Annotated in this window: 21 protein-coding genes; 14 read left to right on the forward strand and 7 right to left on the reverse strand. The window is 54.1% G+C overall.

Annotation, left to right across the window (positions count from 1 at the left end):
• A partial coding sequence (gene mfd / locus JE47_RS0112775; RefSeq protein ID WP_035419446.1) for a transcription-repair coupling factor occupies positions 1-2,843 on the forward strand: 2,843 nt, incomplete at its 5' end.
• 6 nt (positions 2,844-2,849) lie between these two features.
• Here mfd and JE47_RS0112780 read toward each other — a convergent pair.
• Positions 2,850-3,887, reverse strand: a complete 1,038-nt coding sequence (locus JE47_RS0112780) for a zinc ribbon domain-containing protein (protein WP_236631233.1) — start codon at positions 3,885-3,887, stop codon at positions 2,850-2,852.
• A gap of 354 nt (positions 3,888-4,241) precedes the next feature.
• Here JE47_RS0112780 and JE47_RS0112785 point away from each other — a divergent pair, with 354 nt between their 5' ends.
• The 6 genes from JE47_RS0112785 (at position 4,242) to JE47_RS0112810 (ending at position 8,733) form a co-directional block, all read left to right on the forward strand.
• The gene (locus tag JE47_RS0112785) at positions 4,242-4,889 is read left to right on the forward strand and encodes a DedA family protein (protein WP_031460142.1); all 648 of its coding nucleotides are present in this window, start codon (positions 4,242-4,244) and stop codon (positions 4,887-4,889) included.
• Positions 4,890-4,912: 23 nt separating this feature from the next.
• Positions 4,913-6,235: a sensor histidine kinase gene (locus JE47_RS0112790; protein WP_031460143.1), complete on the forward strand. Its 1,323-nt coding sequence runs from the start codon at positions 4,913-4,915 to the stop codon at positions 6,233-6,235.
• Positions 6,213-6,755: an NUDIX hydrolase gene (locus JE47_RS0112795; RefSeq protein ID WP_031460144.1), complete on the forward strand. Its 543-nt coding sequence runs from the start codon at positions 6,213-6,215 to the stop codon at positions 6,753-6,755. Before JE47_RS0112790 ends, JE47_RS0112795 begins: the two co-directional genes overlap by 23 nt.
• Before the next feature lie 281 nt (positions 6,756-7,036).
• The gene (gene trmB, locus JE47_RS0112800; RefSeq protein WP_031460145.1) at positions 7,037-7,717 is read left to right on the forward strand and encodes a tRNA (guanine(46)-N(7))-methyltransferase TrmB; all 681 of its coding nucleotides are present in this window, start codon (positions 7,037-7,039) and stop codon (positions 7,715-7,717) included.
• A gap of 76 nt (positions 7,718-7,793) precedes the next feature.
• Positions 7,794-8,054, forward strand: coding sequence for a YkgJ family cysteine cluster protein (locus JE47_RS0112805; RefSeq protein ID WP_031460146.1), 261 nt, complete (start codon positions 7,794-7,796; stop codon positions 8,052-8,054).
• Positions 8,055-8,325: 271 nt separating this feature from the next.
• On the forward strand, positions 8,326-8,733 hold the full coding sequence (locus JE47_RS0112810; RefSeq protein ID WP_031460147.1) for a hypothetical protein: 408 nt from the start codon (positions 8,326-8,328) through the stop codon (positions 8,731-8,733).
• Positions 8,734-8,802: 69 nt separating this feature from the next.
• Here the strand turns inward: JE47_RS0112810 and JE47_RS0112815 are convergent, their stop codons facing one another.
• Both JE47_RS0112815 and JE47_RS0112820 read right to left on the reverse strand, forming a co-directional pair.
• A complete protein-coding gene (locus tag JE47_RS0112815) occupies positions 8,803-9,525 on the reverse strand; it encodes an LrgB family protein (RefSeq protein ID WP_031460148.1) in 723 nt (240 codons plus the stop codon).
• 8 nt (positions 9,526-9,533) lie between these two features.
• A complete protein-coding gene (locus JE47_RS0112820; protein ID WP_031460149.1) occupies positions 9,534-9,872 on the reverse strand; it encodes a CidA/LrgA family protein in 339 nt (112 codons plus the stop codon).
• 107 nt (positions 9,873-9,979) lie between these two features.
• Here JE47_RS0112820 and der point away from each other — a divergent pair, with 107 nt between their 5' ends.
• From der to JE47_RS0112845, 5 genes are all read left to right on the forward strand, one after another.
• Positions 9,980-11,326: a ribosome biogenesis GTPase Der gene (gene der / locus JE47_RS0112825; protein WP_031460150.1), complete on the forward strand. Its 1,347-nt coding sequence runs from the start codon at positions 9,980-9,982 to the stop codon at positions 11,324-11,326.
• 141 nt (positions 11,327-11,467) lie between these two features.
• Complete coding sequence (gene glgX / locus JE47_RS0112830) at positions 11,468-13,633, forward strand: glycogen debranching protein GlgX (RefSeq protein ID WP_031460151.1); 2,166 nt, start codon at positions 11,468-11,470, stop codon at positions 13,631-13,633.
• 266 nt (positions 13,634-13,899) lie between these two features.
• The gene (locus JE47_RS0112835; RefSeq protein WP_031460152.1) at positions 13,900-14,505 is read left to right on the forward strand and encodes a DJ-1/PfpI family protein; all 606 of its coding nucleotides are present in this window, start codon (positions 13,900-13,902) and stop codon (positions 14,503-14,505) included.
• 182 nt (positions 14,506-14,687) lie between these two features.
• Positions 14,688-17,525, forward strand: a complete 2,838-nt coding sequence (locus tag JE47_RS0112840) for a VWA domain-containing protein (RefSeq protein ID WP_031460153.1) — start codon at positions 14,688-14,690, stop codon at positions 17,523-17,525.
• A 1-nt stretch (position 17,526) separates the two neighbouring features.
• Positions 17,527-17,868, forward strand: coding sequence for a hypothetical protein (locus JE47_RS0112845; RefSeq protein WP_031460154.1), 342 nt, complete (start codon positions 17,527-17,529; stop codon positions 17,866-17,868).
• 530 nt (positions 17,869-18,398) lie between these two features.
• On the opposite strand, the gene phoU is transcribed toward JE47_RS0112845, so the two are convergent.
• Positions 18,399-19,049 carry a phosphate signaling complex protein PhoU gene (gene phoU, locus JE47_RS0112850; RefSeq protein WP_031460155.1) on the reverse strand — a complete coding sequence of 217 codons (651 nt, stop codon included), beginning with the start codon at positions 19,047-19,049 and terminating at the stop codon, positions 18,399-18,401.
• Positions 19,050-19,249: 200 nt separating this feature from the next.
• Between phoU and JE47_RS0112855 the strand changes: the two genes are divergently transcribed.
• Positions 19,250-19,786, forward strand: coding sequence for a thermonuclease family protein (locus tag JE47_RS0112855; RefSeq protein ID WP_031460156.1), 537 nt, complete (start codon positions 19,250-19,252; stop codon positions 19,784-19,786).
• Between the two features lie 258 nt (positions 19,787-20,044).
• Positions 20,045-23,392, forward strand: coding sequence for an ExeM/NucH family extracellular endonuclease (locus JE47_RS0112860; protein WP_031460157.1), 3,348 nt, complete (start codon positions 20,045-20,047; stop codon positions 23,390-23,392).
• Between the two features lie 241 nt (positions 23,393-23,633).
• On the opposite strand, the gene JE47_RS0112865 is transcribed toward JE47_RS0112860, so the two are convergent.
• The 3 genes from JE47_RS0112865 to JE47_RS22430 all read right to left on the reverse strand — a co-directional run bounded on the left by JE47_RS0112865 (position 23,634) and on the right by JE47_RS22430 (position 25,450).
• Entirely contained in the window at positions 23,634-24,629 is a 996-nt protein-coding gene (locus JE47_RS0112865) for a hypothetical protein (protein ID WP_031460158.1), read from the reverse strand.
• Between the two features lie 57 nt (positions 24,630-24,686).
• Positions 24,687-25,202, reverse strand: coding sequence for a DUF3592 domain-containing protein (locus tag JE47_RS0112870; RefSeq protein WP_031460159.1), 516 nt, complete (start codon positions 25,200-25,202; stop codon positions 24,687-24,689).
• A gap of 113 nt (positions 25,203-25,315) precedes the next feature.
• Entirely contained in the window at positions 25,316-25,450 is a 135-nt protein-coding gene (locus JE47_RS22430; RefSeq protein ID WP_269077999.1) for a hypothetical protein, read from the reverse strand.
• Positions 25,451-26,172: the final 722 nt, after the last annotated feature.

The following is a 26,172-nucleotide window of genomic DNA, read 5'->3' on the forward strand; positions in this document are numbered from 1 at the left end:
ACGAGATACCGTTCTGGCGACGTGAAGCGGCATTGCGCCAGATCGATCTGCTCGATTTGAGCATGCTGCGGCGTGAAGTGCGCGAAGAATGGGCGATTGCGCGTGAGCAGCTCGCCAGCGGTCAACGTTTTGAAGGTCGTGCGTTTTACGCCCCTTTCTTTTACACGCAGCCGGCCACGCTGTTAGATTATCTTCCCGCCGGGAGTCTGGTGGCCCTGGCGGAAGGTCATCTGCTCGCGCAGCACGCCGCAGAGATTGATGCTCAGGCGGCAAATTATCGCTCGCAACTACAAGCGCTTGGTGAACTGCCGCCTGATTTTCCACGTCCTTATTTGCAGTGGAACGAGTTAGGTTTAAGCGATTCGTCTAGACTGGTGATCGCCGATCTCAGTCACAATGAGTATCCATACGCGCTCACACCACCATCGTTCGGGGTCGCACCGCTGTATGGTGGGCAGTTGCGCCGTCTCATTGATACGATTGCTCAGCAAGTCGATGCTGGTGAGCTGGTTATTACCGTCACAACGCAGGCAGCCCGCTTACAGGAGTTGGTCAGTGAACGATTGAGGGATAAAACGCCACTGGGACGCTTTGTGCCAATTTACGGCGGATTAGAAGCCGGTTTTACACTTGCCGACCTCAATCTGACATTACTAACCGACAGCGAGATTTTTGGTACTCGGCAGCGTCGGTCATTGCGCGAGCGGCGACCCAAAAGCAGTACCGCTGATCGTACAGCGTTTCTGCGGGCACTGAAACCCGGCGATTATGTGGTGCATATCGAACACGGGATCGCGATCTTCGACGGCATGATCCGGCGTACAGTTGGTGAAGTTGAGCGGGAATATCTGGTCTTACGCTACGCTGGCGAAGACAAGATTTACGTGCCGGTTGATCAGATAGATCGCGTCACCCGTTATATCGGCGCCGGTGATAGTCCACCAACGCTCACCCGTCTCGGTACGCAAGATTGGGAACGTACCAAGCGCAAGGTGCGAGCCGCTGTACAGAATCTGGCTGAAGAACTGCTACGACTCTACGCCCAACGCCAACTTACCTCCGGTTATGCCTTCGCTCCTGACAACGAGTGGCAGCGCGAGCTGGAAGCCAGTTTTCCTTATCTTGAAACTGAAGACCAACTGCGGGCCATTGCCGAGGTGAAGGCCGATATGGAAAAACCAACCCCGATGGATCGGTTGGTTTGCGGCGATGTCGGCTTTGGCAAGACCGAAGTTGCGCTACGGGCTGCCTTCAAAGCTGTCCAGGATGGCAAGCAGGTGGCAATTCTGGTGCCGACCACAGTGCTAGCGCAGCAACATTTCGACACCTTTCGCAAACGCATGGCCGCCTTCCCGGTAACTGTCGAGATGCTCTCACGCTTTCGCACGCCGAAAGAACAAGAGGCGATTGTGCGCGATCTGGCGCGGGGGAAGATTGACATTATCATCGGAACCCATCGCCTGCTCTCTAACGATGTGGTCTTCCGTAATCTCGGTCTGGTAATTATTGATGAAGAACAGCGTTTTGGGGTACGCCATAAAGAACGGCTAAAACTGTTACGCACCGAGGTCGACGTACTAACCCTCACGGCGACACCCATCCCGCGCACGCTGCACATGGCGCTCGCCGGCATTCGCGATTTGAGTGTGATTGATACCCCACCCGAAGATCGTATTCCAATAAAAACATACGTTGTTCCGGCGGATGATCATCTTATCCAGGAAGTTATCCGGCGTGAACTCGAACGCGAAGGGCAGGTCTATGTCGTCCACAATCGGGTGCAGAGCATTTATCACGTTGCCGAACGGTTACGGCGGCTGGTACCAGAAGCGCGGATTGCGGTCGGGCATGGTCAACTTGCCGAACGCGAACTCGAGCAGGTGATGATGGATTTCTTCGAGGGGCGCTACGATGTATTAGTATGCACCACCATTATCGAGAGCGGTCTTGACGTTCCGAATGCGAATACGATCATCATTGATGATGCAACTAATTACGGCTTGGCCCAACTCTACCAGTTGCGAGGCCGGGTTGGGCGGGGTGCGACTCGTGCGTATGCTTACCTGCTCTACAATCCGACCCGACCACTCTCTGCCGATGCCCGTCTACGGCTGGAAGCAATTCAAGAAGCCACTGAATTAGGGGCAGGCTTTCGTATCGCAATGCGTGATCTCGAAATCCGTGGCGCCGGAAATCTTCTCGGCGCCGAGCAATCCGGTCATATTGCTGCCGTTGGGTTTGATCTCTATTCACGCCTGCTCGAACAAGCGGTGCAGAAGCTGAAACAAGAGGTTGATGCGTTGACCGAACAGCATGCAGGGACAGTGCAGGGAGTACCGACAACAATAACCGAGAGTCTACGGGCACCAACGGTTTCCGAACGAGTTCTCGTTGCGCCGCTGGTGACCATTGATCTGCCACTCACGGCCTATCTGCCACCGGAGTATATTCCCGATGAAACAGTACGCCTGGCAGTGTATCAGCGCATGGTTGACGCCACAACTATCGCTGAAGTTCGTGGTTTGCGTCAGGAATTGATCGACCGTTTTGGCGCGCCCCTGCCCGATCCGGTGCTGCACCTTATTCTCTGGTTGCAGATTCGGTTACTGGCCCTACAGGCTGGCGTGGTCTCAATTACGACCGAAGGCGACATCTTTCTCATCCGTATGGCGACACCCCTCGCACCGGCAATCCGTGACCGATTACGACGACGGCTCCCTCGTGATGCGTCAATAACGTTTGGTCCGCAATCCATTCGCCTCAATCGGCGCATCCTCGGTCCTCAGTGGCCTGAACGATTACTGGTCGTTGTAGAACTACTTGCAAACAGCGATCATGCGTGAACAGAATTAACGTCTTACCTGTACCAACTGGCTGCGACGAAACACAACCACAACCCGATCGTACTGATAGCGCTGGCGGGCATTCGTGAAGATCACTCCATCGTAATTGTACCGATCTAACCACCACTCAACCACTACATCGGTCTCCATATCAAGCCCTAAACTCGCTGCTTCCTGTTTCATCTGATTTACCTGGTGCCGCCATTGGTCAAATGCCACGGTGAGCGGTTGTTCGATGCGCGCCCGATAGTGATTGGGGGTAAGAGCAAACAAGCGTTGCAACCAACCTTGCCGCGCTGTCTCTTCAACTTCAACCAGGACGAGACCTCTGCCGGCTGGCGTACGTTGTTGGACATCACCACCAAGGAGGCGGTACGTTCCCTGCGTTGCACTACCGGTTAGCCAGCGCCTGGCTTCATCAGCGCGCATACGCCTGATCACCTCCCGAAGGTCGGAGACGCGCGGAATTCGGGGTGGCGCCATGATCTGTATCTCTGGAATTGGATGCTGAACTGGTTCGCCATCCTGGTTGCGCCATTCAGCATGGATAACCTGCATCGGAGGATCGTCCCTTTCACGGTAGCGAAAGCCAAGCCGACTACGCCCCTCTGCGGATTCAGCAATCGCGGCAATAGTAATGTGCAGGCGTATACCACCACCACACCCCGGAGCAGGGAACCAGACTCGCTCGGCGGTGAAGGTATACGCCATTCGTGAATCGCGCAGCGCAGAGCGATCACCACGGCGCCAGCCATGACCGCTCAACCCGCTCCAACCGCCGACAACTGCTCGTAAGGGGGCATAAATGGCGACAACGGTTTGTGGACCGGGTGGTTCATCGAGCACCCACATGCCCGGCGGAATGGCACCCGAGGAAGGCAATTTGATCGTGCCGCCAATGACACTCTGTTCAACACGTGCATTGGGCAGACGAACGGTAACCTGCCCTCCTGCCGCTGGTTGGGGTACAGCTTCCGGCTGAACTACGTCACTCAGGCGGTGACCGCATTCGATACAAAAGCGTGGGTTTCCTTCTGGGAGCATGCTCCCACAATGGGGGCAAAAACGAGGCGAACGCTGCCTGTGATTCATACTGACCTCGGCACGAGTGATTTCTGTCGCTACCTGTATTGTCGGGAGCTATCTTATGCAGTGTTCTCCCTGTGGTCTCTGTATCGCAATTATACGGGTAATCCGTCTCGTATATCGTGATACTCAACAACGCCCCGATAACGAATCTGAAGCATACGCACCGACATTTCACTGTTGGTTGGGATGAACATGTCGAACATCTCTATTTTTCACTTTCCAGACTTGACGCCGCTGTATCTATCCTCTACCATACCAAACAGTGCAGGATCGATGCACCGGATACTACCCTACACGGAGAAAGACTACATGGGGCAAATACTGGAACAACTCGGACTCTGGATTGAAAGTATCATTCTGGCAATTGGCTATCCAGGCATTACACTGGTAATGATGGCAGAAAACCTCTTTCCACCTATTCCGTCAGAGCTGGTAATGCCGTTCGCCGGTTTTCTGGTTGGGCGCGGTGAAATGAACCTGGTGCTGGCAATTGCTGCTGGGACGCTAGGATCGGTTCTAGGAGCGATTATTCTCTACTACATCGGGATGCTGGCCGGTGAACCATTGGTGCGACCCTTCTTCCGTCATTATGGCCGTTTTTTCCTGCTATCCGAGCAAGACCTCGATAAGGCACTCAATGCCTTTACCACCCACGGCGATATTATTGTGCTTGGGGGTCGGGTTATTCCGATCATTCGCAGTCTGATCTCATTACCGGCTGGCATGAACCGGATGCCGCTTGGCCGATTTCTGCTCTTTACAACCATCGGTTCGACGATCTGGACATCTCTGCTTACGGTTGGGGGTGTTATTCTTGGCGCCAACTGGGAGTTCGTGATTGAAATTGTTGATCAGTACCAAAAACTGGTCCTGATTGTGCTGGTCATTGCTGCTGTAGTTTTCGTTGTGCAGCGATTGCGCGGGTTGCGACGTATGGCATTTAGCCGTAGTGAATAATAAACGTGCCGATTTTCGTTTTTATGAATCAATGTACTGATAGTTCAGCGGCTAACCGCTCGGTTGGTCTCGCTCATCTTTCGCCACTGACGGTAACTGAACGAGAGTTGTGTCATGCCTTAGCTTCTTTCGTACCAGTGACCACCTGGCTGATTATCGGTCCTACTGCCTGGCTAGTGCATCATCGATCTGTCCGGCCAACGCCGATCTGGCCGTTACCGCCAACGGCAATGCCGCTCACCGAGACACCGGCCTTTGAAACCTTGACCTCCGTTCAGGGTTCTTGGGTGCCGTTCAACGTGCGTGGCCGTGTGGTTGGGGGGCTGGTCTTGCCAGACGAATGGTCGGTATCGTCAACCCTCCTTGAGGGCTTGGCATCGTTAGTCGAAGGAGTTTATATTCGCCGTATGGCGATACGGCAGACGATCTGGCAGCATCTGCTCGAGCAACTTAGAGTGCGGTACGCTGCTGGGGAAGAACGGCAGGCGCTGCTCAGTGAAGTATTACTGCGCAGTTTGAATCTCGTCCCGCAATCTACAACCGACACACCGATTACGCTTCCCTACACCTTTGGCAAAGAGAGTGATCGGTACGGACGTTCTTACCCTTTTTGGCACGATGAGCTTCATTTTATCGAGTTGGCCCTGGCAATTACCCATCCGGCCATCATGCAGCTTCAGGTTGTCGGGCTAGCGGCTGCGGGTGTCGCGCACGACATCAATAATTTGATGACGGTCATTTTGGGGCGTGCGCAATTGCTTGAACTTGATGTCGGAGAGGATCAGCTCTTCGATCTCCAGATGATTGAAACGGCAGCCGAGATTAGCGCCGGTAGCGCACGTCGCTTGCAGCGTTTTACCCAAGTTGAACATACCGTTATCCAACCGGTAAATATGACAACCGTCGCTTTGGCCGCAGTAGCTGAGGCCAAACGAGAACTCTCCCTACTGGGAAACATACAGCTTGAGACGAGTATTCCTGACTTGCCACCGGCAGCCGGTGCAAGTGGATTGATCTATACTGCCCTAAAGAATCTCATCATATCAGCCGTGCGGTCATTACCAGATGGCGGCATTATTCAGATCGGTGGTGCGGCTGACGAACACTATGTCTGGATCGAGGTAACCGATCCAGCTCTGCCACCAAGTACCGACTTACAGGCAATTTCGGCACAAATACAACGAGCGCATGCGCTTGAACTGATTATTGCCCGTCAGACCGCACGTGTTCATGGTGGGCAAGTTCGCATCGATGCCAATCAGGCCGGGGGAACGTGCATGCGGTTCATCTTACCGCGCTGGGAAGCACAGAATGGAGTAACACATGCCAGCATGGAAACTTCTTGAGCGAGAAGTATTGCTGCATCAACCACCATTTTTAACGGTTGAACGGCATCATCTTGTCTTGCCTGATGGCCGCGAAATTCCGAACTGGCAATGGGTGATCACGCCGGAGTATGTCAATGTGGCAGCGATCACGGTTGATCAGCAGTTCGTGCTCTTCAGACAAGAGAAATATGCGGTCGAAGGTCTGTCACTAGCGCCGGTGGGTGGGTATCTCGAACCAGGCGAAGATCCACTGCAAGCGGCACAGCGTGAATTGCAGGAAGAGAGTGGCTACGTCGCCACCGAATGGGAAGCGCTAGGAAGATATGCGGTCGATGGCAACCGGGGAGCTGGCATCGCTCACCTCTTCTTGGCCCGTCAGGCCAGGTTTGTTGGTAAAGGCGAGAGTGACGATCTAGAGGCGCAAGAACTGGTTCTCCTATCGGCTGACAACGTGCGTAGAGCATTGTATGCTGGTGAGTTTAAGGTACTGGCCTGGGCAACGGTGATAGCATTGGCACTGCTGCGCCTGGCTGCGTGAGGTTTCGTGCTCACGGCGCACCCCGTCTGTTACCTGGCAGGGCTTTGCAAGGTTTTTTCCGGCGCCGACAAGTGATGATAGAGAAGAAACTGGAACCTCATTCTACCCACGCATCGCAGTGTGGGCCGGAAGCTGGCGTTTCCAGATAAGGCAACGGCCCAGAGCGGGGATCGCTCTGCGGATGTGCATTACATTCAAAATGGAAAACGTTGCAAGCCCTTCCCGTACAGACGCGATATAATTCTCCTGACATTCATTCTTTATAAGCGGAATCGGAAGCTATGGGCAGAGGACGCTATCCTGCACGCTTACACGTTACTGCGCCGCCACCTGAGATTGCAGCCCGTTACTACCGTTCGTGGCCGGCGCATGAACTGTACCATACGCCAGAGCGCTTTCCACCACTCAGCGCCGAAGGGTTGTTTGGTCGTGTCGCTCCCCTAACCCTCGAATTTGGTTGCGCTACCGGTGAATACCTGTGCGCTCTGGCAGCAGCACAGCCGACCACATACTTCGTTGGCATCGACATTGTCGCGAAACCGCTCTACCGTGCTGTTGAACGTGCCGTCGCACTTGAGCTGACAAATATCCTGTTCATTCATGCCGATGCGCGACTACTCTACCAGCGCATTCCCGATGCAGCGTTATCTACCATCATTTTGCATTTCCCGCCACCACTCCTGCGGAATCGCCAGCGCAATCAGTTGCTCGTCTCACCACAAATGCTGGCGTGTGCCGCTCGAACCCTCGTTCCCGGTGGTTATCTCAGCTTTCTTACCGACCATCCTGCCCTCTTTGCGCTGATGCGAGAACTCTTGCCCGCTTTTCCTGCGCTGCGTGCTATCCCGGCTTCACCGGCTGAACTGGCAGTCTTCGAGTCGCACTATCACCGACGCTGGGCTGCACGTGGCCGTACTATTAGTGGTCTGCGGATCGAGCGGGTAGACGGAGACAATCCATAACACCAGTGCGACTGCGCTGGTCTGTCATCGCACCCCACCCGCTACCCGCCCACCAGATTATCTCTGGAGATAGCCTATGGAGTGTCGAGTCGGTTGCGGCGCCTGTTGCATTGCACCCTCGATCTCATCACCTATTCCTGGTATGCCCAACGGTAAGCCAGCCGGCGTGCGCTGTGTCCACTTGACTGCTGACAATCGTTGTGCATTGTACGGCAAGCCAGAGCGACCGGCAGTATGTGTGAGCCTGCGTCCGCATCCTGATATGTGCGGTCGCACCTTTGAAGAAGCAATGTGGTTGCTCAAAAGGCTCGAGCTGGCAACCCAACCTGAAAAATAACTGAAATTTTATCTCCAGCGGTCGCCAGGTGAAACACAACCGGGCCAACTTGCGTTATTATTGCAGTGAGAGAAAATCGCAGCCAACCCCCTATGTGGAAAGGATTCTGTAACAAAATTGGAGTATGATACATATGGGGGGAAGGTTAGCAACCAACGCACACCGCAGTGCGCGCTACCAAATCCCAGAGATTCTGTTTATGGGTGTCGAGGCGGGCCGGCAAGAGCATACATGCTGTAAACCGGATCGACATCCCGGAAAGGAAGCCGCAGTGACTGACTTCGATCTGGAAAGTTTGAGCGTACCTGAGCTCGAACGACTGCGGGACGCTATTAATCAGCGCCTGCTCCAGTTGCGCTACAGTACACCCCGGTCATTACCGGAACTGCTGCGCATGTTGGAGGAGGTTAAGATCGTCCTGAGTGATCAGGGCAAGGAATGGCGCTCGCTCGAGCGCTGGCAATGGATGGATGGCCAGATTCGCTTCTGGCTTAATCCAGCCGATCAGGTGCGTTATCGAGCGGGATGGTATACAATCGAAGAACTCATCCTCTGGTCGCAGGATCGAGGCCCGGTACTCGTCCCGCAGGAGGAAGAGGAAGAGGATCTCGAAGGCTGGACGGAGATCAACGGCGTTCGTATTCGCTGGTTACCAGACGGTACGATGGAGCGTCAGTGAGTAATCCGGACTCTCCCCTTGCTTTTGAGGCAAGGGGAGAAGATGGTGATGTTTCATCATGACACCCTGCTACAGTCCTAGCCAGGGCACGATGAGAGGGGCCAGTAGTGACGTTACGGCTCCGTTGAGGCCCATTGCCAGTCCGGCCAGTGCCCCGGCTACGCTACTAAACTGCAACGAACGTGCTGTACCCAGGCCGTGAGAAGCCAGCCCAAGCGCGAAACCCCGTTCTCCATCGTCGTGGATGCCGATCAAACCCAGCAGTTCCCAACCGAACAAAGCGCCGACCATGCCCGTCACAATCACGATGACTGCGGTCAGCGATGGTAATCCACCGAGTTGTTCGGCCACACCCATCGCAATAGGTGTCGTGATCGATTTTGGAACAAGTGAGCGCAGGGTTATATCAGATAGACCAAAGAGCCGGCCAACCACTACCGCAGCCGTTATGCCGGTTATTGAACCGATCAGCAAACCGGTAAGGGCTGGCCAGAAGATTCTGCGCAGCGTTCGCTCAGCTTCGTAAAGCGGAATAGCCAGGGCAACCGTTGCCGGTCCTAGCAGAAAGTGTACAAATTGCGCTCCGTCAAAGTAGGTTGGGTAGGGAGTATCAGAAACGAGCAGGATGATCACAATTGTCACAATAGACAATAAAACCGGATTCAACAACGGCGGCGACCCCAACCGTCGGCTGATGATCGTCATGAGTCGGTATACAGCAATCGTCGTCGTTAGCCAGAGTAACGGCGTTTGGGCCAGATAGACCCACAGTGAGAAAATGCGTTCGTCCATATCAATTATCACTTTCGTTTGGGCAGGATGCGCATGGTGAAGCCGGTAACCAACAGGGTGATCATCGTCGAGACCACAATCGTCGCCAGGAGTGGCAGACCTTCCCGGTTCAGGAGCGGTAAATGGACGATCACGCCGACTCCGGCCGGTACGAACAGGAGCGGTAAATGATCCAGAATGGTCTGAGCGGTTGCTCGAAGCTGATCCGGTACCTGGCCTCGCCAGCGCAGAATGGTAAACAAGAGTAACATCCCAACGACCGGCCCTGGTACCGGCAGGCTAAGACCACGGCTCGCGACTTCGCCGACTAGTTGGCAGAGTAAAATACCTAACAGTGCATCAATCATACCTCGCTCCATTGTGTGGTGACCATTGTCACTTCTGAAAGTTCCATTTGCAATCCCTACTATAATAAAGCTAGAGGACGCACGAGTGTCAGCGTCCAGGAGGAGTTATGACAAAACCGATTGTGGCCATTGTTGGCCGCCCAAACGTTGGTAAATCGACGTTCTTTAATCGCCTAATCGGCGAGCGGCGGGCAATTGTTGAAGATATTCCCGGTACCACACGCGACCGTCTGTACGGGGATACATTTTGGAATGGGCGCGAATTTACAGTGGTAGATACTGCCGGAATCCTTTTCGGGGGTGAAGACCCAACGTTACCTGAAGCCGAGATCAGTCGCCGTACTCGTGCTCAGGCTGAACACGCGATTGCCGAGGCCGACGCTATTATCTTTATGGTTGACGGACGTGATGGCTTGACTTCTGCCGATGCCGAGGTAGCAGCGATCCTCCGCACTACCTCAAAGCCGGTTGTGCTGGCCGTCAACAAGTGTGATAGTCAGGAACGCATGCTCGATGCGGTCGAGTTTTACGCGCTCAATTTGGGTGATCCGATCCCAATGAGTGCCTTCCACGGTCTCGGTACCGGTGATGTGCTTGACCGACTGACCGAGTATTTCCCACCCAAAACCTTTGATCAAGCAGAAGAACGTCATCTACGGGTCGCCATTGTTGGTCGTCCGAACGTCGGAAAGTCCTCGCTGTTGAACCGGCTACTGGGTCAAGAGCGGAGTGTTGTCAGTCCAATTCCAGGAACAACCCGCGATCCGATCGATACGACGATTGTGTACCACGGTGAACCAATTACCCTGATTGATACGGCTGGGATCCGGCGGGCCGGTAAGATTGAACGTGGTATCGAAAAATATAGTGTGTTACGAACCCTACGGGCAATTGAGCGATGTGATGTGGCCCTACTGCTCATCGATGCCAGCGAAGGTGTCACTGCCCAGGATACACACATTGCTGGCATGGTCATTGAAGCGAAAAAGGGTCTGATCCTGGTAGTGAACAAGTGGGACGCTATCGAGAAAGATTCACATACCTATTACGAATTTCAAGATCAGGTGCGTGAAGCGTTTAAGTTTGCTGATTATGCGCCGATTGTTTTCGTCTCGGCGCTAACCGGCCAGCGAGTGCCATATGTGCTCGACTATGCCCGTGAGGTGTACGCGCAACGGCAGAAGCGCATACCTACCGGAGAGCTGAATAATTTCTTGCGCGAAGTGATGTTGCAGCAACCACCAATGGCCGTGAAGAAAGGCGCTCATCTGCGGTTGTACTATGCAGTCCAACCACAGGTTGAGCCACCAGTCTTTCTGTTTTTTGCTAACGATGGTGATCTGGTGCACTGGTCGTATGCCCGCTATCTCGAAAATCGCCTGCGTGAACGGTATGGATTTCAAGGCACGCCAATCGTGATCGTGTTCCGTTCACGTGAACGTAAAGATGATTGATTTCCGAACTACGCACACTTAGAGACTGCTCGAATTGTTCAACTGAATCTTTTCGCAGAAACGTTATCGCAAGGCAGCGTATCGTTGGCTATGCAAAAGTCAACATTTCGCTGCCTGTCATTTTCCAGGAGGCGCTCTGTTATGCAGATTTCCGACATCTGGCCGGGTCGTCCATATCCACTCGGGGCAACGTGGGACGGCGAGGGCGTGAATTTCGCCATCTTCTCTGCGCACGCTAGCCGGGTTGAGTTATGTCTGTTCGATAGCCCTACCGCAGCTCGCGAAGCAGTACGTATCGTGCTGCCTGAACGGACGGACGATGTCTGGCATGGGTATATTCCTGGTTTACGGCCTGGACAACTCTACGGCTATCGGGTTCATGGACCTTACTTACCCAAGCAGGGCCATCGCTTTAATCCGTATAAGCTGCTCATCGATCCGTATGCACGTGCACTCTATGGCGAACTGATCTGGGACAAAGCGAACTATGGGTATCGGGTTGATAGTCCGTATGGCGATCTCACTATCGGCAAGCGTGACAGTGCACCGTATGTCCCCCGTTCGGTAGTAATCGATCCTAGATTTGATTGGGGCGATGATCGACCTCCCGACACGCCGCTGGCCAACTCGGTGATTTATGAACTACACGTCAAGGGTTTTACCAAACTCCATCCCGACGTACCAGAACCGTTGCGGGGCACCTATGCCGGTCTGGCATCGCCAGCAGTTGTTGCGTATCTGAAAGAACTCGGTGTGACAGCCGTTGAACTTTTACCGGTACACGCATTCATCACCGACCAGTTCCTCGCTGACCGTGGGTTGACGAACTACTGGGGGTATCAGCCGATCAATTATTTTAGTCCAGAACCACGGTACGCCAGTACATCTGATCCCCAGGCTCAGGTCAATGAATTCAAAGCGATGGTCAAAGCCTTACATGCTGCCGGGATCGAAGTCATTATTGATGTAGTGTACAACCACACCGGCGAAGGGAACCATCTTGGTCCGACCCTGAGTTTTCGCGGGATCGATAATGTTGCTTACTACCGGTTAGTGCCTGATCAGCCGCGGTATTATCTCGATGATACCGGAATTGGGAACAGTCTTGATCTAAACCATCCCCGCACACTCCAGCTTGTCCTCGACTCGCTACGCTATTGGGTGACCGAGATGCACGTTGACGGCTTCCGGTTTGATCTTGCCCGCACACTCACCCGTGGCCCGGTCGGCTCTGAACAGACCAGTCCTTTTCTGGCAATGGTACGTCAAGACCCTATCCTCTCGCGGGTCAAGCTCATCGCCGAACCATGGGATGTCGGTTTTGATGGCTATTGGGTCGGTCGCTTTCCGCCACCGTGGGCCGAGTGGAATGGTCGGTATCGAGACACAGTACGTCGCTTTTGGAAAGGTGATCCTGGTCAGGCAGCCGAGTTCGCTTCACGCTTTATGGGATCGATGGATCTCTATCAGCACAATGGGCGTCGTCCGTACCATTCGATCAACTTCGTGACGGCCCATGATGGGTTTACACTCCGTGATCTGGTTTCATACAACGAGAAACACAACGAAGCCAACGGTGAAGACAATCGTGATGGTGATAACCACAATAATTCGTGGAACTGCGGTGTCGAAGGGCCTACTGACAATCCGGAAATTCAGGCACTGCGGCTGCGGCAGATGATGAATTTCATTGCTACCCTTTTCCTATCGCAGGGTACACCGATGCTGCTGGCCGGTGATGAACGAGGTCGTACTCAGCAAGGCAATAACAACGCCTACTGTCAGGATAACCCCATCTCTTGGGTTGACTGGCGCTCTGATCCAGAAGCCGATCTTTTGCATGCGTTTACTCAGCGGCTCATCGCATTCCGACGCAATCACCCCGTGTTACGCCGTCGTCGCTTTTTTACCGGTCATCTTGGGAACGCCGAATACGATGTTGAATGGCTTAGCCCCGATGGTCAAGAGGTTGGCCCCGAACTCTGGCAGCAGCCGGAGTTGCGCTGTATTGGGGTTTTGCTGAATGGAGCTGTGATTGACGATCGCGATGAGCACGGGAACGCGCTGCGCGATGATGTGCTGCTGGTGTTAATTAACGCTGGCGACGAGGCCGTTCCATTTATCTTGCCTGATTGGCCAGACGATGCAAGCTGGCACGTCATCATCGATACTGCTCAACCTGATTTAGATCAGCCCTTGCCTGTTACCGATCAGATGTATCACATTCAACCACGATCACTGGCTGTTCTGATCGAACAGGTTGCCAGCGTACCACCCGTACAGATTACGGCGGTGATAGGGAATTAGGATGGCTTCCTGGCACTTTCGGCTTCGGTATAGGTGTCATCCGTAGTACAGGTATTAAGAGCCTATCTGAACACGATACGGCGGATGAAACCTGATCGATGTACGGGCACAGCGCTGCTGTGCCCCAACCGATTCTGCGACAGGGTATTCCGGACAGACCTTGATCAGGCAGTGTTGACAGTTGGAGTGAGCTGTGCTAATCTGAAATCATCCCACCATGCAATGCACTGACAAGGAAGTCAATGTGACATAGAGGAGGTATATCGATGGCAAAGAAGATCCTCTTTCTGGTCGGCGACTACGTAGAGGACTATGAGGTCATGGTTCCGTTTCAGGCCCTTGCTGCGCTTGGGTATCAGGTCCATGCTGTCTGTCCGGGCAAGAAAGCCGGTGAATTTGTTCGGACTGCCGTCCACGATTTTGAAGGTGATCAAACGTACAGCGAGAAACGTGGTCACAACTTCACGCTTAACCAGAATTTCGACGATGTAAACGAACACGAGTACGACGCGCTGGTAATCCCTGGCGGACGGGCACCCGAATACATTCGGCTTAACCCACGTGTGCTCGAAATTACACGTCATTTCTTCACTGCTAACAAGCCAGTGGCGGCAATTTGCCATGGTCTGCAAGTCTTGGCGGCTGCCGGTGTGCTCAACGGGCGTCGCTGCACAGCGTATGCGGCCGTTGGCCCTGACCTCCCGCTGATTGGGGCCGAATACCACGAACTGCCTGCCGATCAAGCCATTACCGATGGCAACCTGGTAACAGCACCGGCCTGGCCAGCTCACCCAGCATGGTTGGCGCAGTTCTTGAAAGTGCTTGGGGCGAAGATCGAGATTGAACCGCAGAGCGAGTCTGTTCTCGCCTAGTCTGCCTCTGTCAATCCTGTGCGGCGCATCCGTAAAACGGATGCGCTATTATTTTTCTTGGATGGAACATCATCGGTTGGCGTGACGTCTCAAAAAAGAGGTCATATTGTCTTGCTATCACCGTTCGTTACCGGTACAATGATCACACAAACATCTGGTCAGTCAAGAATGATGTGCCGCCTATGCCGTATATTTCTTTCATCTATCCTGAAGCCCTCTGGTTGCTCCTCGTGCCGGTTGGTATGGTGGTGCTCGCCCTGTTTGCACCGCGTCGTTTATCGCCGTTACGGTTTTGGACCAGTCTTGCCGTCCGTACTGTGATGGCAGTGATGCTGATCTTTGCATTTGCCGGCATCCAGTTTGTGCGTCCGGTTGATCGACTGACAACCGTATTTCTGCTAGATGGGAGCGATTCGATGCCCGCATCGACACGGGCACAGGCAGAGGCATTTATTCGCGATGCACTCCAGTCTATGCCGACCGATGACCAGGCGGCAATCATTGTGTTTGGCGATAACGCCCTGGTCGAACGTTCCCCTGACAGCGATCGACGACTAGGGCGCATTACATCTATTCCAATTGCGCATCGCACCAATATTGAAGCGGCCATTCAGCTCGGCATGGCGCTCTTCCCGGCTGACACCCAAAAACGCCTGGTGTTGCTTTCTGATGGCGGTGAGAATAGCGGGCGCGCAATTGATGCGGCGCGCCTGGCAGCCAGTCGCGGCATTCCCATCGACATTGTTGATCTGACGCTAGTGAATACCGATGCAGAAGTTTTGGTTGCCAGTGTCGAAGCTCCTAACAGTGTCCGTGATGGTCAAGAGGCCGTCATTGTTGCTAATATCGAAAGCAATGTCAGTCAGTCGGCGATCGTCCGACTCATTGACGACACCGGTATTGTTGAAGAGCGCGTGCTTGAGCTGTCACCAGGTGTCACCCCAATAGAGTTTCTGGTGCCGGTGGAAGGCAATGGTTTTCGCCGGTATCGGGTGCAGGTCGAAGCGGCAAATGATGGACGAGTTCAGAATAATGAAGCTGCCGCGTTGATTCGGGTGCAAGGGCCACCGCGAATTTTGCTCATTGCACGAGAAGCTGCCGATGCGCGACCGTTGGTCACGGCCCTCACCGCCACCGGTATCACCGCTGAGTTGATCTCACCTGAAGCAGCACCGCGCACACTGGCCGATCTGAGCACCTACGATGCGCTGGTGCTGGTCAATACCCCAGCGCGTGCTCTACCGGTCGGCCTGATGCAAGCAATTCCCGGCTATGTGCGTGATCTAGGGCGTGGTCTTTTGATGATCGGTGGCGAAAACAGCTTCGGTGTTGGCGGGTATGGTCGTACTGCTGTGGAAGAAGCGCTGCCGGTGTATATGGATGTGCGTAATCGAGAGCTACGTCCCGATCTGGCCATTGTCTTTGTCATTGACAAGTCAGGATCGATGGATGCCTGTCATTGCGCCGATCCTGACCGTGGTGCACCGGTATCCTCTTCAAGCGAACGGAAGATCGACATTGCCAAAGATGCGATTGCTCAAGCTGTTGCCTTGCTTGGCCCACAAGATACGGTTGGAATTGTCACCTTCGATGGGGCAGCGTCTGCTGCGTTTCCGACCACCCGTGGGGCAACAATCGAACAGGTTATGAATGCTATTGCTGGCATCGAACCTCGTGGGCCAACCAACATTCGGGCAGGTCTGCTACGAGCCGAAGAGGTACTACAACAGGTTGATGCCCGTATCAAGCATATTGTCTTATTGACCGATGGCTGGGGAGGTGGCGGCGATCAACTTGACGTAGCAGCGCGGTTACGTGAACAGGGTATTACCCTGACGACAGTAGCTGCTGGGAGCGGTTCGGCGAGCTATTTGCAGCAACTGGCTGCCGAAGGTGGTGGACGTTACTATCCGGTAGTGGATATGGCCGACGTACCGCAAATCTTCGTGCAAGAGACAATTACGACGATCGGGAATTATATTGTTGAACAGCCATTTATTCCAGTACGTTACAGTAGCAGTCCGATCCTGGCCGGTATTAATGCGACACCACCGTTGTACGGTTACAACGGCAGCACACTGAAAAGCACTGCCCAGTTGGTGCTGGCGACTGAAGATCAACAACCGATCCTAGCGACCTGGCAGTTCGGGCTGGGGCGTAGTGCGGCCTGGTTAAGTGACACTAAGGGTAAGTGGGCGCACGACTGGATCACGTGGGATGGGTTTCCGCGGTTTGCTTCGCAGCTTGTTGGTGATCTTATCCCACGTGGTGGGCAAAATGTCAAGGCCGAGGTAGCGGTAACCGGTAGTGAAACGGTTGTCCGCCTGGTGACCGACAGCGGGCAAAATGATTTGAATGTGGTTGCAACCTTAATCGGCGGCGATGGTTCACGGCGCGAAATCCCACTGACTCAGGTGGCACCCAATCAGTATCAGGCCCGGTTGGAAAGCCCTAATCCCGGCACCTACCTGGTACAGATTGCCGGGATGAGTGGTGATCGGGTAGTTGTGCAAGAGACAGCCGGAATGGTTGTTCCCTACTCTTCGGAATACCGCAGCGCGCAAGCTAATCCAGGATTACTCAATGAGCTGGCTACAACTACAAATGGACGACTGATCAACGACCCAGCAGCAGTCTTTGAGCGTCTTAACCCTGTCTTCTCTGCTCAGGAGATTGCTCTACCACTGCTTTGGCTGGCGCTCATCTTGCTCCCGTTTGACATCGCATTGCGACGATTGATGATTCGGCGTAGTGATTTTCGTGCGCTCGGCATGTTACGAGTTGGGGAATCAGTGTCAGTAGCACCCGATCCGGTGCTCAGTCGCTTGCGAGCCGCTCGTGATCAGGCTCGGCAGCAGATGGTTGCTGAGCACGTTCAGCTTCCGCCAAGCGAACCGCCACCTGCTCAACCTTCGCCACCACCGCCATTAACACCGGTTCAGTCAGAAGATGCGCTGACCAGATTGCGCGCCGCAAAAGAGCGAGCGCGGAAACGCATAACCGGTGAGGGGGAACAGTAGGATGGTTGCGTATAACTCCGCTTCCGACACGTTGCAGGCCTGGTTGGTACGGCTGTTATTGGCACTTCTGATCGGTACCCTGGTCGGCGTCATTGCGTACCTCTCCGCCCGTGCAATTGGAGCAGCCTGGTTACTGCTCAACCAACAGTCACTTATCGAAGCGACACGACAGGCGTTGCAACAAGGGGTGATGGGCCTGGCCGATACCAATCTGCGCGCACTCCGCCTTGCCGCAGAGGCTGAACAGAACCGAATTGCTGAATTGAGTGCCTGGTTTGGCCTGGGTGTGGCCTGCATCACCGCAGTAGTGACGTTTGTGCGGCTGGAAGGGTCACAGCAGTAAAGCAGCGATCCGAAATATCCTGTTGCAGGAGAAGATCAGGAGGGGTAGGATGAGGAGAATGTTGGCGGACAACTGGCGCCCCTCACCATCGCCTCTTGCCCCCTTCCTCTTCCATACGGGGCGCGGAAGGGGGGAGGTAGTGTGGCTGGCACGAAAGTATGTCGGCAGTCCCTCACGCAATGATTGCGCGGGTACGATACGTGCCTGATGAGAAAACCGGGTTTTTGCCCAGGCTCTAAGCGCCTATCCGAAACATCCATCATCACCTCACGACGGATGAGCCTCGGTAATGGATGCAAGATAATTCATGAGGAGCGGTAAGGCGGTGCTCCGCCCTGACAAGGATCCACGACGATAGTCACGGAGCGCCTCTTCGACATCTCCTGTCGCAGCAGCAGATTGGTAGGGGTGCAGCGCTGCGCCCCTACATCCATCGATGGGATACATCCGTTGCACCGTAAGACGGATATTCGGATAAGACGCTAAAGACATTCATCCGACTCTTGTAAGCTGAGCGCTATCAGACGGGATCAATCGTTCAGCTCAACCTGATCACCTTTTGTCATAAAAATGATCTTCTCGACCATATTCAACGCTCGATCCGAAACTCGCTCGAAATTATGAGCGATAAACAGCAGATCGGCTGTCTCTGGTGGGGTCAGTTGTGCTACCATAGCTCGCTTAAGCTGTTTGTAATCATGGTCAATCGCATCTTCGCGAGCAACAATATCCTTAATCGCCTCAGCGTCGCCGTTGCTTAGGGCCTGAAGTGTACGTTCGAGATTATCCCGCGCCACCTTACCGAGAGCAACCAACTCTGCCGGTGCAACCAACGGCCCACGATTGGGATCGGGGCTGCCGACCACCATTTTGGCAGTACTTTTAGCATAATCAGCGATTCGTTCCAGTTCATAACTGATCGCCATGGTCGCGACAATCCGGCGCAAATCGCGAGCCACTGGTTGCTGTGTTGCAATGAGCTGAATAGCGTGTTGCTCAATAGCGTTTTTCGCCTCATTAATCTCGGCGTCACTACCGACGACTGATCGTGCCAATTCGAGATCACCCCGTTCGAGCGCTGTGATCGCTTTCGCAAGTGCCTCACTCACCGCCTGTCCCAAACTCACTACCTGCTTACGCAGGGCATCAAGTTCCTGATCAAAGTGTTCACGTGGTCGCATGCACGTTTCTCCTCCACGATAAACCGCTCTCGACACTTCCAGGATACACGTTTTGGCGTGATTTCGCTAGAGGGATGAGCAGGTCTTTCAAAATACCCGCCAGTTGTGTAACGACCGGCTAGCAGAATTGGATACCTGCAGAAACAGATGGGGTACAATATGGAAAAAGACGTTCAGACTTACCGCAACATTGAGTGATTATGCAGCAACGCATCTTCATCATCCTGATCCTCATCCTTGCTATCAGTGGCTGTAGCCGGTCTGATAGATCGGCAACAACCTTTGCCGACTATCCACCACTTCCCGACGATCTCACCCGTGCACAAGTTGTACGAGTCGTTGATGGTGACACCATTATCGTCCGTATTGATCGGCGCGAAGAGCGGGTACGATTGATCGGCATCAACGCCCCTGAATCGGTTGATCCACGACGAACGGTTGAATGCTTTGGTAAAGAAGCGGCCGCCAATGCCCGTGCTCTCCTCGACAATAAAACCGTGCTCCTTGAAGACGACCCTAGTCAAGATTCACGTGACCGGTTTGGTCGTCTGTTGCGCTACGTCTGGCTCGAAGATGGTCGGATGGTGAACCTGGAACAAATCTGGCAGGGGTACGCTTACGAATACACGTACAACGTTCCATACCGCTACCAGGCCATTTTTCGCGCAGCAGAAGCCGACGCCCGTGCCGCAAAGCGTGGTTTGTGGGCACCTGAAACGTGCAATGGGCAGCGTTGAGAACATAACCAAACGCGCTGCCGATCCGCATCGGTGAGGTCACCGGTTGACAAAACGCTCATCTTGCCAATGAAAAAACTGTCATCAAATGGATGTGTTTCATATCCTCCGCTTAACATCGACTTCAAAATCCCCTTTTATTATGAACAACACCTGACCACTCAATATTGCGGTTCACCTTGCTCCTGCTCTCCTCTCTAACCGTAGAGTGCTGTTGCTGGTTGGCGAACACGTATTTGTGAACTAATGAGGTGAAGTATGCCTGAGATGTTTCGTTGGACACGTCACTGGGTAAGTGTGTTGCTTGTCGTTGCGTGTATCTTCATACCGTTCGGCACCACAGTACCGATTGTGCGGGCGATCAGTGCAGACCTGGTAATCAGTCAGGTGTACGGTGGTGGTGGAAGCAGTGGTGCGCCGTATACGAATGATTTTGTTGAGATTTTTAATCGAGGAACGACGACCGTCAGTTTGAACGGGCTGTCGATCCAGTATGCCAGTGCAACCGGAACGGGTAACTTTGGCAGTAATCCGATAGTGCTGTTAAGCGGATCATTAGCGCCTGGTCAGTATTATCTGGTGCAGTTAGCCGGTGGGACTACCGGTAGCCCGTTGCCAACACCTGATGCAAGTGGTTCTATCAATGCCAGTGCCTCGGCCGGCAAGTTTGCCCTGGTGAACAGTACCAATGGCCTGGCATGCAACGGCGGTTCGACGCCATGCTCTTCAGCACAGCAGGCATTGATTATCGATCTGGTTGGCTATGGAAATGCCAATTTCTTTGAAGGCGCCCCTGCACCCTCTCTGAGCAATACGACGGCTGCATTCCGTAACGGGAATGGTTGTGTTGACACCGATAACAATGCGAGCGATTTCAGCATTGGGGCACCAAATCCTCGTAACAGCAGTAGTCCTACTAACCCGTGCAGTACGCCCCCGCCGATGAGTGGAAATTGCCCAGACGTACCCAATCTGACGCTGATCCACATCATTCAGGGAACGACCGACATCTCGCCCTGTGTGAATGAGGAAGTGTTGATCGAAGGGATTGTCATCGGCGATTTTGAAGGTCCTACTCCGAATCTACGAGGATTTTATGTTCAGGAGGAGGTCGCCGATCAGGATGACAATCCACTGACCTCGGAAGGCATATTCGTCTTCAACGGGAACAACAACAATGTCAGTTTAGGCGACATAGTGCGGGTGCGCGGATTGGTTAGTGAGTTTCAAGGTCAGACCCAAATCAGTGCAGTTCAGATCACGGTTGTTGGGAATGGTACCCTCGATCCAACTGATGTAGTGATGCCTTTCCCAAATCCCGACTATCTCGAGCGCTTTGAAGGGATGCTTGTGCGTTTCCCAATGAAGTTGGTCGTAACTGAACATTTCCAGCTCGGTCGTTTTGGACAGGTCGTGATGTCGGCGGCGGACCGTCTCTATCAACCAACCAGTCTCTACCCACCGGGACCGTTGGCTCAGGCGTTACAGGCGGCTAATGATCTTAACCGGATTATTGTTGATGATAACTTGCAAAATCAGAACCCTGACCCGATTTTATTTGGCCGCGGCGGTAATCCGTTGAGCGCTACTAATACCCTGCGTGGAGGTGATAGTGTTACCGGTTTGATCGGTGTTATGACATACACCTGGTCAGGGAATGCAGCGAGTGGGAATGCTTATCGTGTGCGTCCGGTCGGTGATTTAAGTGACCTGAGTCCGGGGGGTGGGGTACCAAACTTTGTCGCAGAAAATCCCCAACCAACGGCACCACCTAACGTCGGTGGCAGCATAACTGTAGTCGGAATGAATCTGCTCAACTACTTTAACACCTTTAACGGATGTACCAACGGCCTGACCGGTGGTCCCACCAATTGTCGTGGCGCGGAGAATGCCACTGAATTTGCGCGGCAAACAGCCAAGACGGTAGCAGCCATTGTTGTGCTCAATCCGACTGTGTTAGGAGTGATTGAAGTCGAGAATGACGGTTACGGTCCGACAAGTGCAATCGCCGATCTGGTCAACCGACTTAATGCTGCAACTACACCGGGTACCTACACATATATCGATGTTGATGCCGCCACCGGTCAGGTTGATGCACTAGGCAATGATGCGATTAAGGTTGGCATTATTTATCAGCCGGCCCTGGTTACGCCAGTTGGGCGAACGGCAGTGCTCAACAGTGCCACATTCGTTAATGGCGGTGATAGCACACCGCGGAATCGAGCAGCGCTGGCACAGGCCTTTTCGATCAACGCAACCAGTGCTCGCTTTGTCGTTAGTGTCAACCATTTCAAGAGCAAAGGAAGCCCCTGTGATATACCTGATGCCAGTGATGGACAGGGCAACTGCAATATTGTTCGTGTCAATGCTGCGAATGCGTTGGCTGCATGGTTGGCAACTGATCCAACTGGCGTGAACGATCCCGATGTCTTGATTATCGGTGATCTGAATAGCTATGCGAAAGAGGATCCCATTCGCGCTCTTGAAACGCAGGGGTATGAGAACTTAATCGAGCGTTTTGTAGGGGCGAATGCCTATTCGTATGTCTTCAACGGCCAGTGGGGGTATCTCGATTATGCACTGGCAACGGCGAGTCTCAGTGCGCAGGTGACCGGTGTGGCTGAATGGCATATCAACGCTGACGAGCCGCCAATACTCGACTATAACACTAATTTCAAGTCGCCAGGCCAGATTAGCAGCCTGTATGCACCGGATTTCTATCGCACCTCGGATCACGATCCGGTGATTGTCGGTCTTGATCTTGACGGTACACCACCTACGACGATCGCCACCGTTAGCGGGACGACAAATCCGCTGTGTCCGAGTAATTGTTATGTCGGAAGTGCGACAGTTGCGCTAACTGCTACTGATGATCGTTCAACAACGGTTGAAATTGCTTACCGGGTGAATGGTGGCACCTTCCAACCGTACAGTGGGCCATTGACGCTCAGTGGTGAAGGTACGTACACAGTAGATTTCTTCGCCCGCGACAGCGCCGGTAATGTTGAGCCAACCCAGACCGTGACGGTCAAGGTGAGTCCCTTTCCGGTTACATCTCCCCTTGATACATTCAACCGTGCCGATGGCAGGCTAGGCCGCAACTGGAGTGGAGCGACACAGAGCGATCAGTATCGGATCGTGAATAATGTTGTGACTGTCGAAAATGGCGGCCTGACGTGGTGGCGTCCGACCGTCTTCGGACCAGATCAAGAAGCCTTCATGCGCTTGACGTCGATCAACCCTTCTGGTCGGCATCACACATTGGCGTTGAAGGTGAACGGAAATCGTGGTCAACACGGAGCCATTCTAGTGAGTTACGATGCAGTTAACCAGCAGGTTGTGGTTGAGGCCCTCGTTCCTGGTCGGGGTTTCCTGACGGTTGGAACGTTCCCCGCTGTGCTTCAACCTGGTGATACACTTGGAGCATGGGCAAAGGCCGACGGCACGGTAGAGGTCTTTGTACGCTGTGAGTCAATAGGCGCTGCCGATACTCGAACGGTGGCTAGAAATCGTTATGTCAATACTGGTGGACGGATTGGGGTCTGGTTCCACAACACGGCTGGCGCTGCATTTGATGACTTCGGTGGAGGGACGCTAACGCCTTAACCAACACCTCCTACCAACAAGATGGGCGGAAGCGGTACTTTCGCCCATCTCGTTTCAGCGATGCGACCGACGTGCTCAGGCTGTGGTGAAACGACCGAAGGCGAAATACCCGCGATACTACCCACATTTCCATCACAGCAGAGTAATAAATCTTTCCGCTTCCCGCAAAACTGCCAGCGTGTTACATACGCCGAGGTGGCCAATTAGTGCACATTCGTGAACTACAAACCAGCGTCATCCGCTATCTGACCCTCGTCACCGAGACAGATGCGCCGCCTGGACCGGGCACAAAGGCGGCAGCCTTTGCACTCAGCTCACGAAACGGCGCTGCGACCGAATTTAGTCGTTCAACCCACTCTGGGCTGGGCGTCTGTCCTTCAATAGCTTTGAAGTAGACCTGCACGATACACGTCATTGCAAAGGGATCAATGAGTGCCGCTTTAAGTGCATACGCGGCGATAATAGCGATTATCAGCGTCCAGAAACCACCCAGCCCTGGCATCACACTCACGAGAGCGGCAACCGGGGCGAGAACGACGAGAAAGATCACAAACGACACAATCCAAGCGAAAATGGTGAGGAATACCGCATTTTTGAGCATCATGCGGTAGTTTTGAGCGTAGAATATCACGCCGTCGCGGGCGCCGGCCCAGGCATTCTCAGGGTTGGTGCGGATCATGTAGGCGAGAATCGCTTCATCCACGTAAGTAAGCGAGAAATTGATCACGGACGTCACAAACTCCATCACATTTGTCAGTCCGGGGATGGGGAGAAAGCTACTGATGGTTAGAACGGTTGCGTTAAAGGTGCGGAGGATGCTCTTAATGATCTGGTCAATACCAAACAACACCGATGCTTCGGCGAAGCGAGACTTGACAATCTGGGTAGCATACCCGATTTGTCCTGTCCCCTCCGGTATCGGCTGATCGTCGATCAGGCGCACGAGCACCGCGATGTGGCCTGCCTTGACGATATACAGCAGATACTCACGAGCGAAATACAACACTCCCGAGACGATACCAAATCCGATCAGGCCTCCCCAGAACGCAACACTTCCCGAAGGATCACTTTCTGCATCCCGCAGGATGCTGCCGATCATGTAGCCGATGCCAGCGCCACCGCTGGTAGCAATGAGATACGCGAGCGTGATACCGAAGTAGATAGCGAGACGAAAGCCAATGAACGGCAACGTACGGAGCATTAAACCAAACGCCTTCCCAAGACTAAAGTCCCACATGTCCTGTTCTCCTTCTACGTAGACGCGAGATACATTCCCGATCGAGCCCAGTAAACACTACCCACGTTTCCGCCGCAGCAGAATAATGCCGAGTAATCCAAGCAATCCCCCCCATTTCAGCAGAACCGCCAGCGCGTTGAGAATGGCGAGGATGCCGATCAGCGCAAAAAAGCCTCCCACCCCGATGACGATGCTTGACGGCAGCCAGAGTTCCCACGAATCGATCACTGCCGACTGTGGCGTTTGCGGGTCGTAGCGCACTTTGACCGCGTCGCCGACACGGTACGCTGATGGATTGCTGCCCGTGCTGCTCTCGAAGCGGACACTCTCCCCGTCAGCCGTGCGAAACTCCACGACCGGATAGAAGTAGGTCTTGCGCTCACCACTGGATGTTTTGGTGCGCGAAACGACTTCGACCACCTTACCCTCCGCCGGAAGCATCGTGGCGATCTGATTCTGGGTGAAGGTGCGCCATTGCCATCCTAGAAACAGGATTCCCAATCCGATAACAAGCACGATTGGCCCGCTCAGGAGACCGCCGATGCGATTGGCGGAGCGGATGTTCACGTGCATTGTTTTCCTCCGTATTGTGATATGTTGGCGTCTGACACTCACACAAGAAAAGCCTGCGAAATGAGCCGGTATGGGCCGGGGTGCGGCGGCGCCGCTGCCCCGGCAGAGCGTATTTACCTTACGATCAGCGGCAGGTTCACCTGGTAACTGACCTCACCCAACATTGTCAACCCCCAGCGCCCTGGCTCGTGCGCCACGCTGCCACGCGGCCACGCCGCACCCGGCTCATGGGCGACCAGCATGCGCACCAGTTTGTTCCATCCGCATCTCTCGTTGTAGTACTAGCGTTCCTTTCAGTTCATACCGTGAATCTCCACGATGAGGGTTTGAGCTGTGGTCATCTGCAAGAAACCCCTTCACGATAAGAGCAGTCCTTCAGTGCATCACAGGTTCGCTTGGACATAACGATGCGCCGCGCTGTATCGCTGGTGCAGAGACGTATAGTGTGCACATTCTACCGGAGAGGCGTCCACACAACGTCTACATCAGAGAACCCGGCAGGGCGTCATTACGATGGGGTGTCGTGATTCGGGGAGTTGGGGGGCAGCAGTGCGCGGGCCGCTGGCCCGTATGGTGCAGTGCGCGGGTGGAACCCATCGTTTGGCGAATTAGCACGCCATGGTGGGGAGTGGGGGCAGGTTTGAAACCTGCCCCCTCTATGCATGCGGTGACGGGTATGATCGGCAAGACAACAGCGGGTGAACGTGTGCGCATTTCACCTGGGAGCGCGGGCCGCTGGCCCGCATGGTGCAGTGTGCGGGTGGAACCCATCGTTTGGTGCATCAGCACGCCATAGTGGGGGCAGGTTTGAAACCTGCCCCCACTATGCATGCAGTGACGGGTATGATCGGCAAGACAACAGAGGGTGAACGTGTGCGCATTTCTCCTGGGAGCGCGGGCCGCTGGCCCGTATGGTGCAGTGCACGGGTGGAACCCATCGTTTGGCGCATTAGCACGCCATGGTGGGGGC

The organism is Chloroflexus sp. MS-G (assembly GCF_000735195.1).
In the GTDB taxonomy this organism is placed as follows: Bacteria; Chloroflexota; Chloroflexia; order Chloroflexales; family Chloroflexaceae; genus Chloroflexus.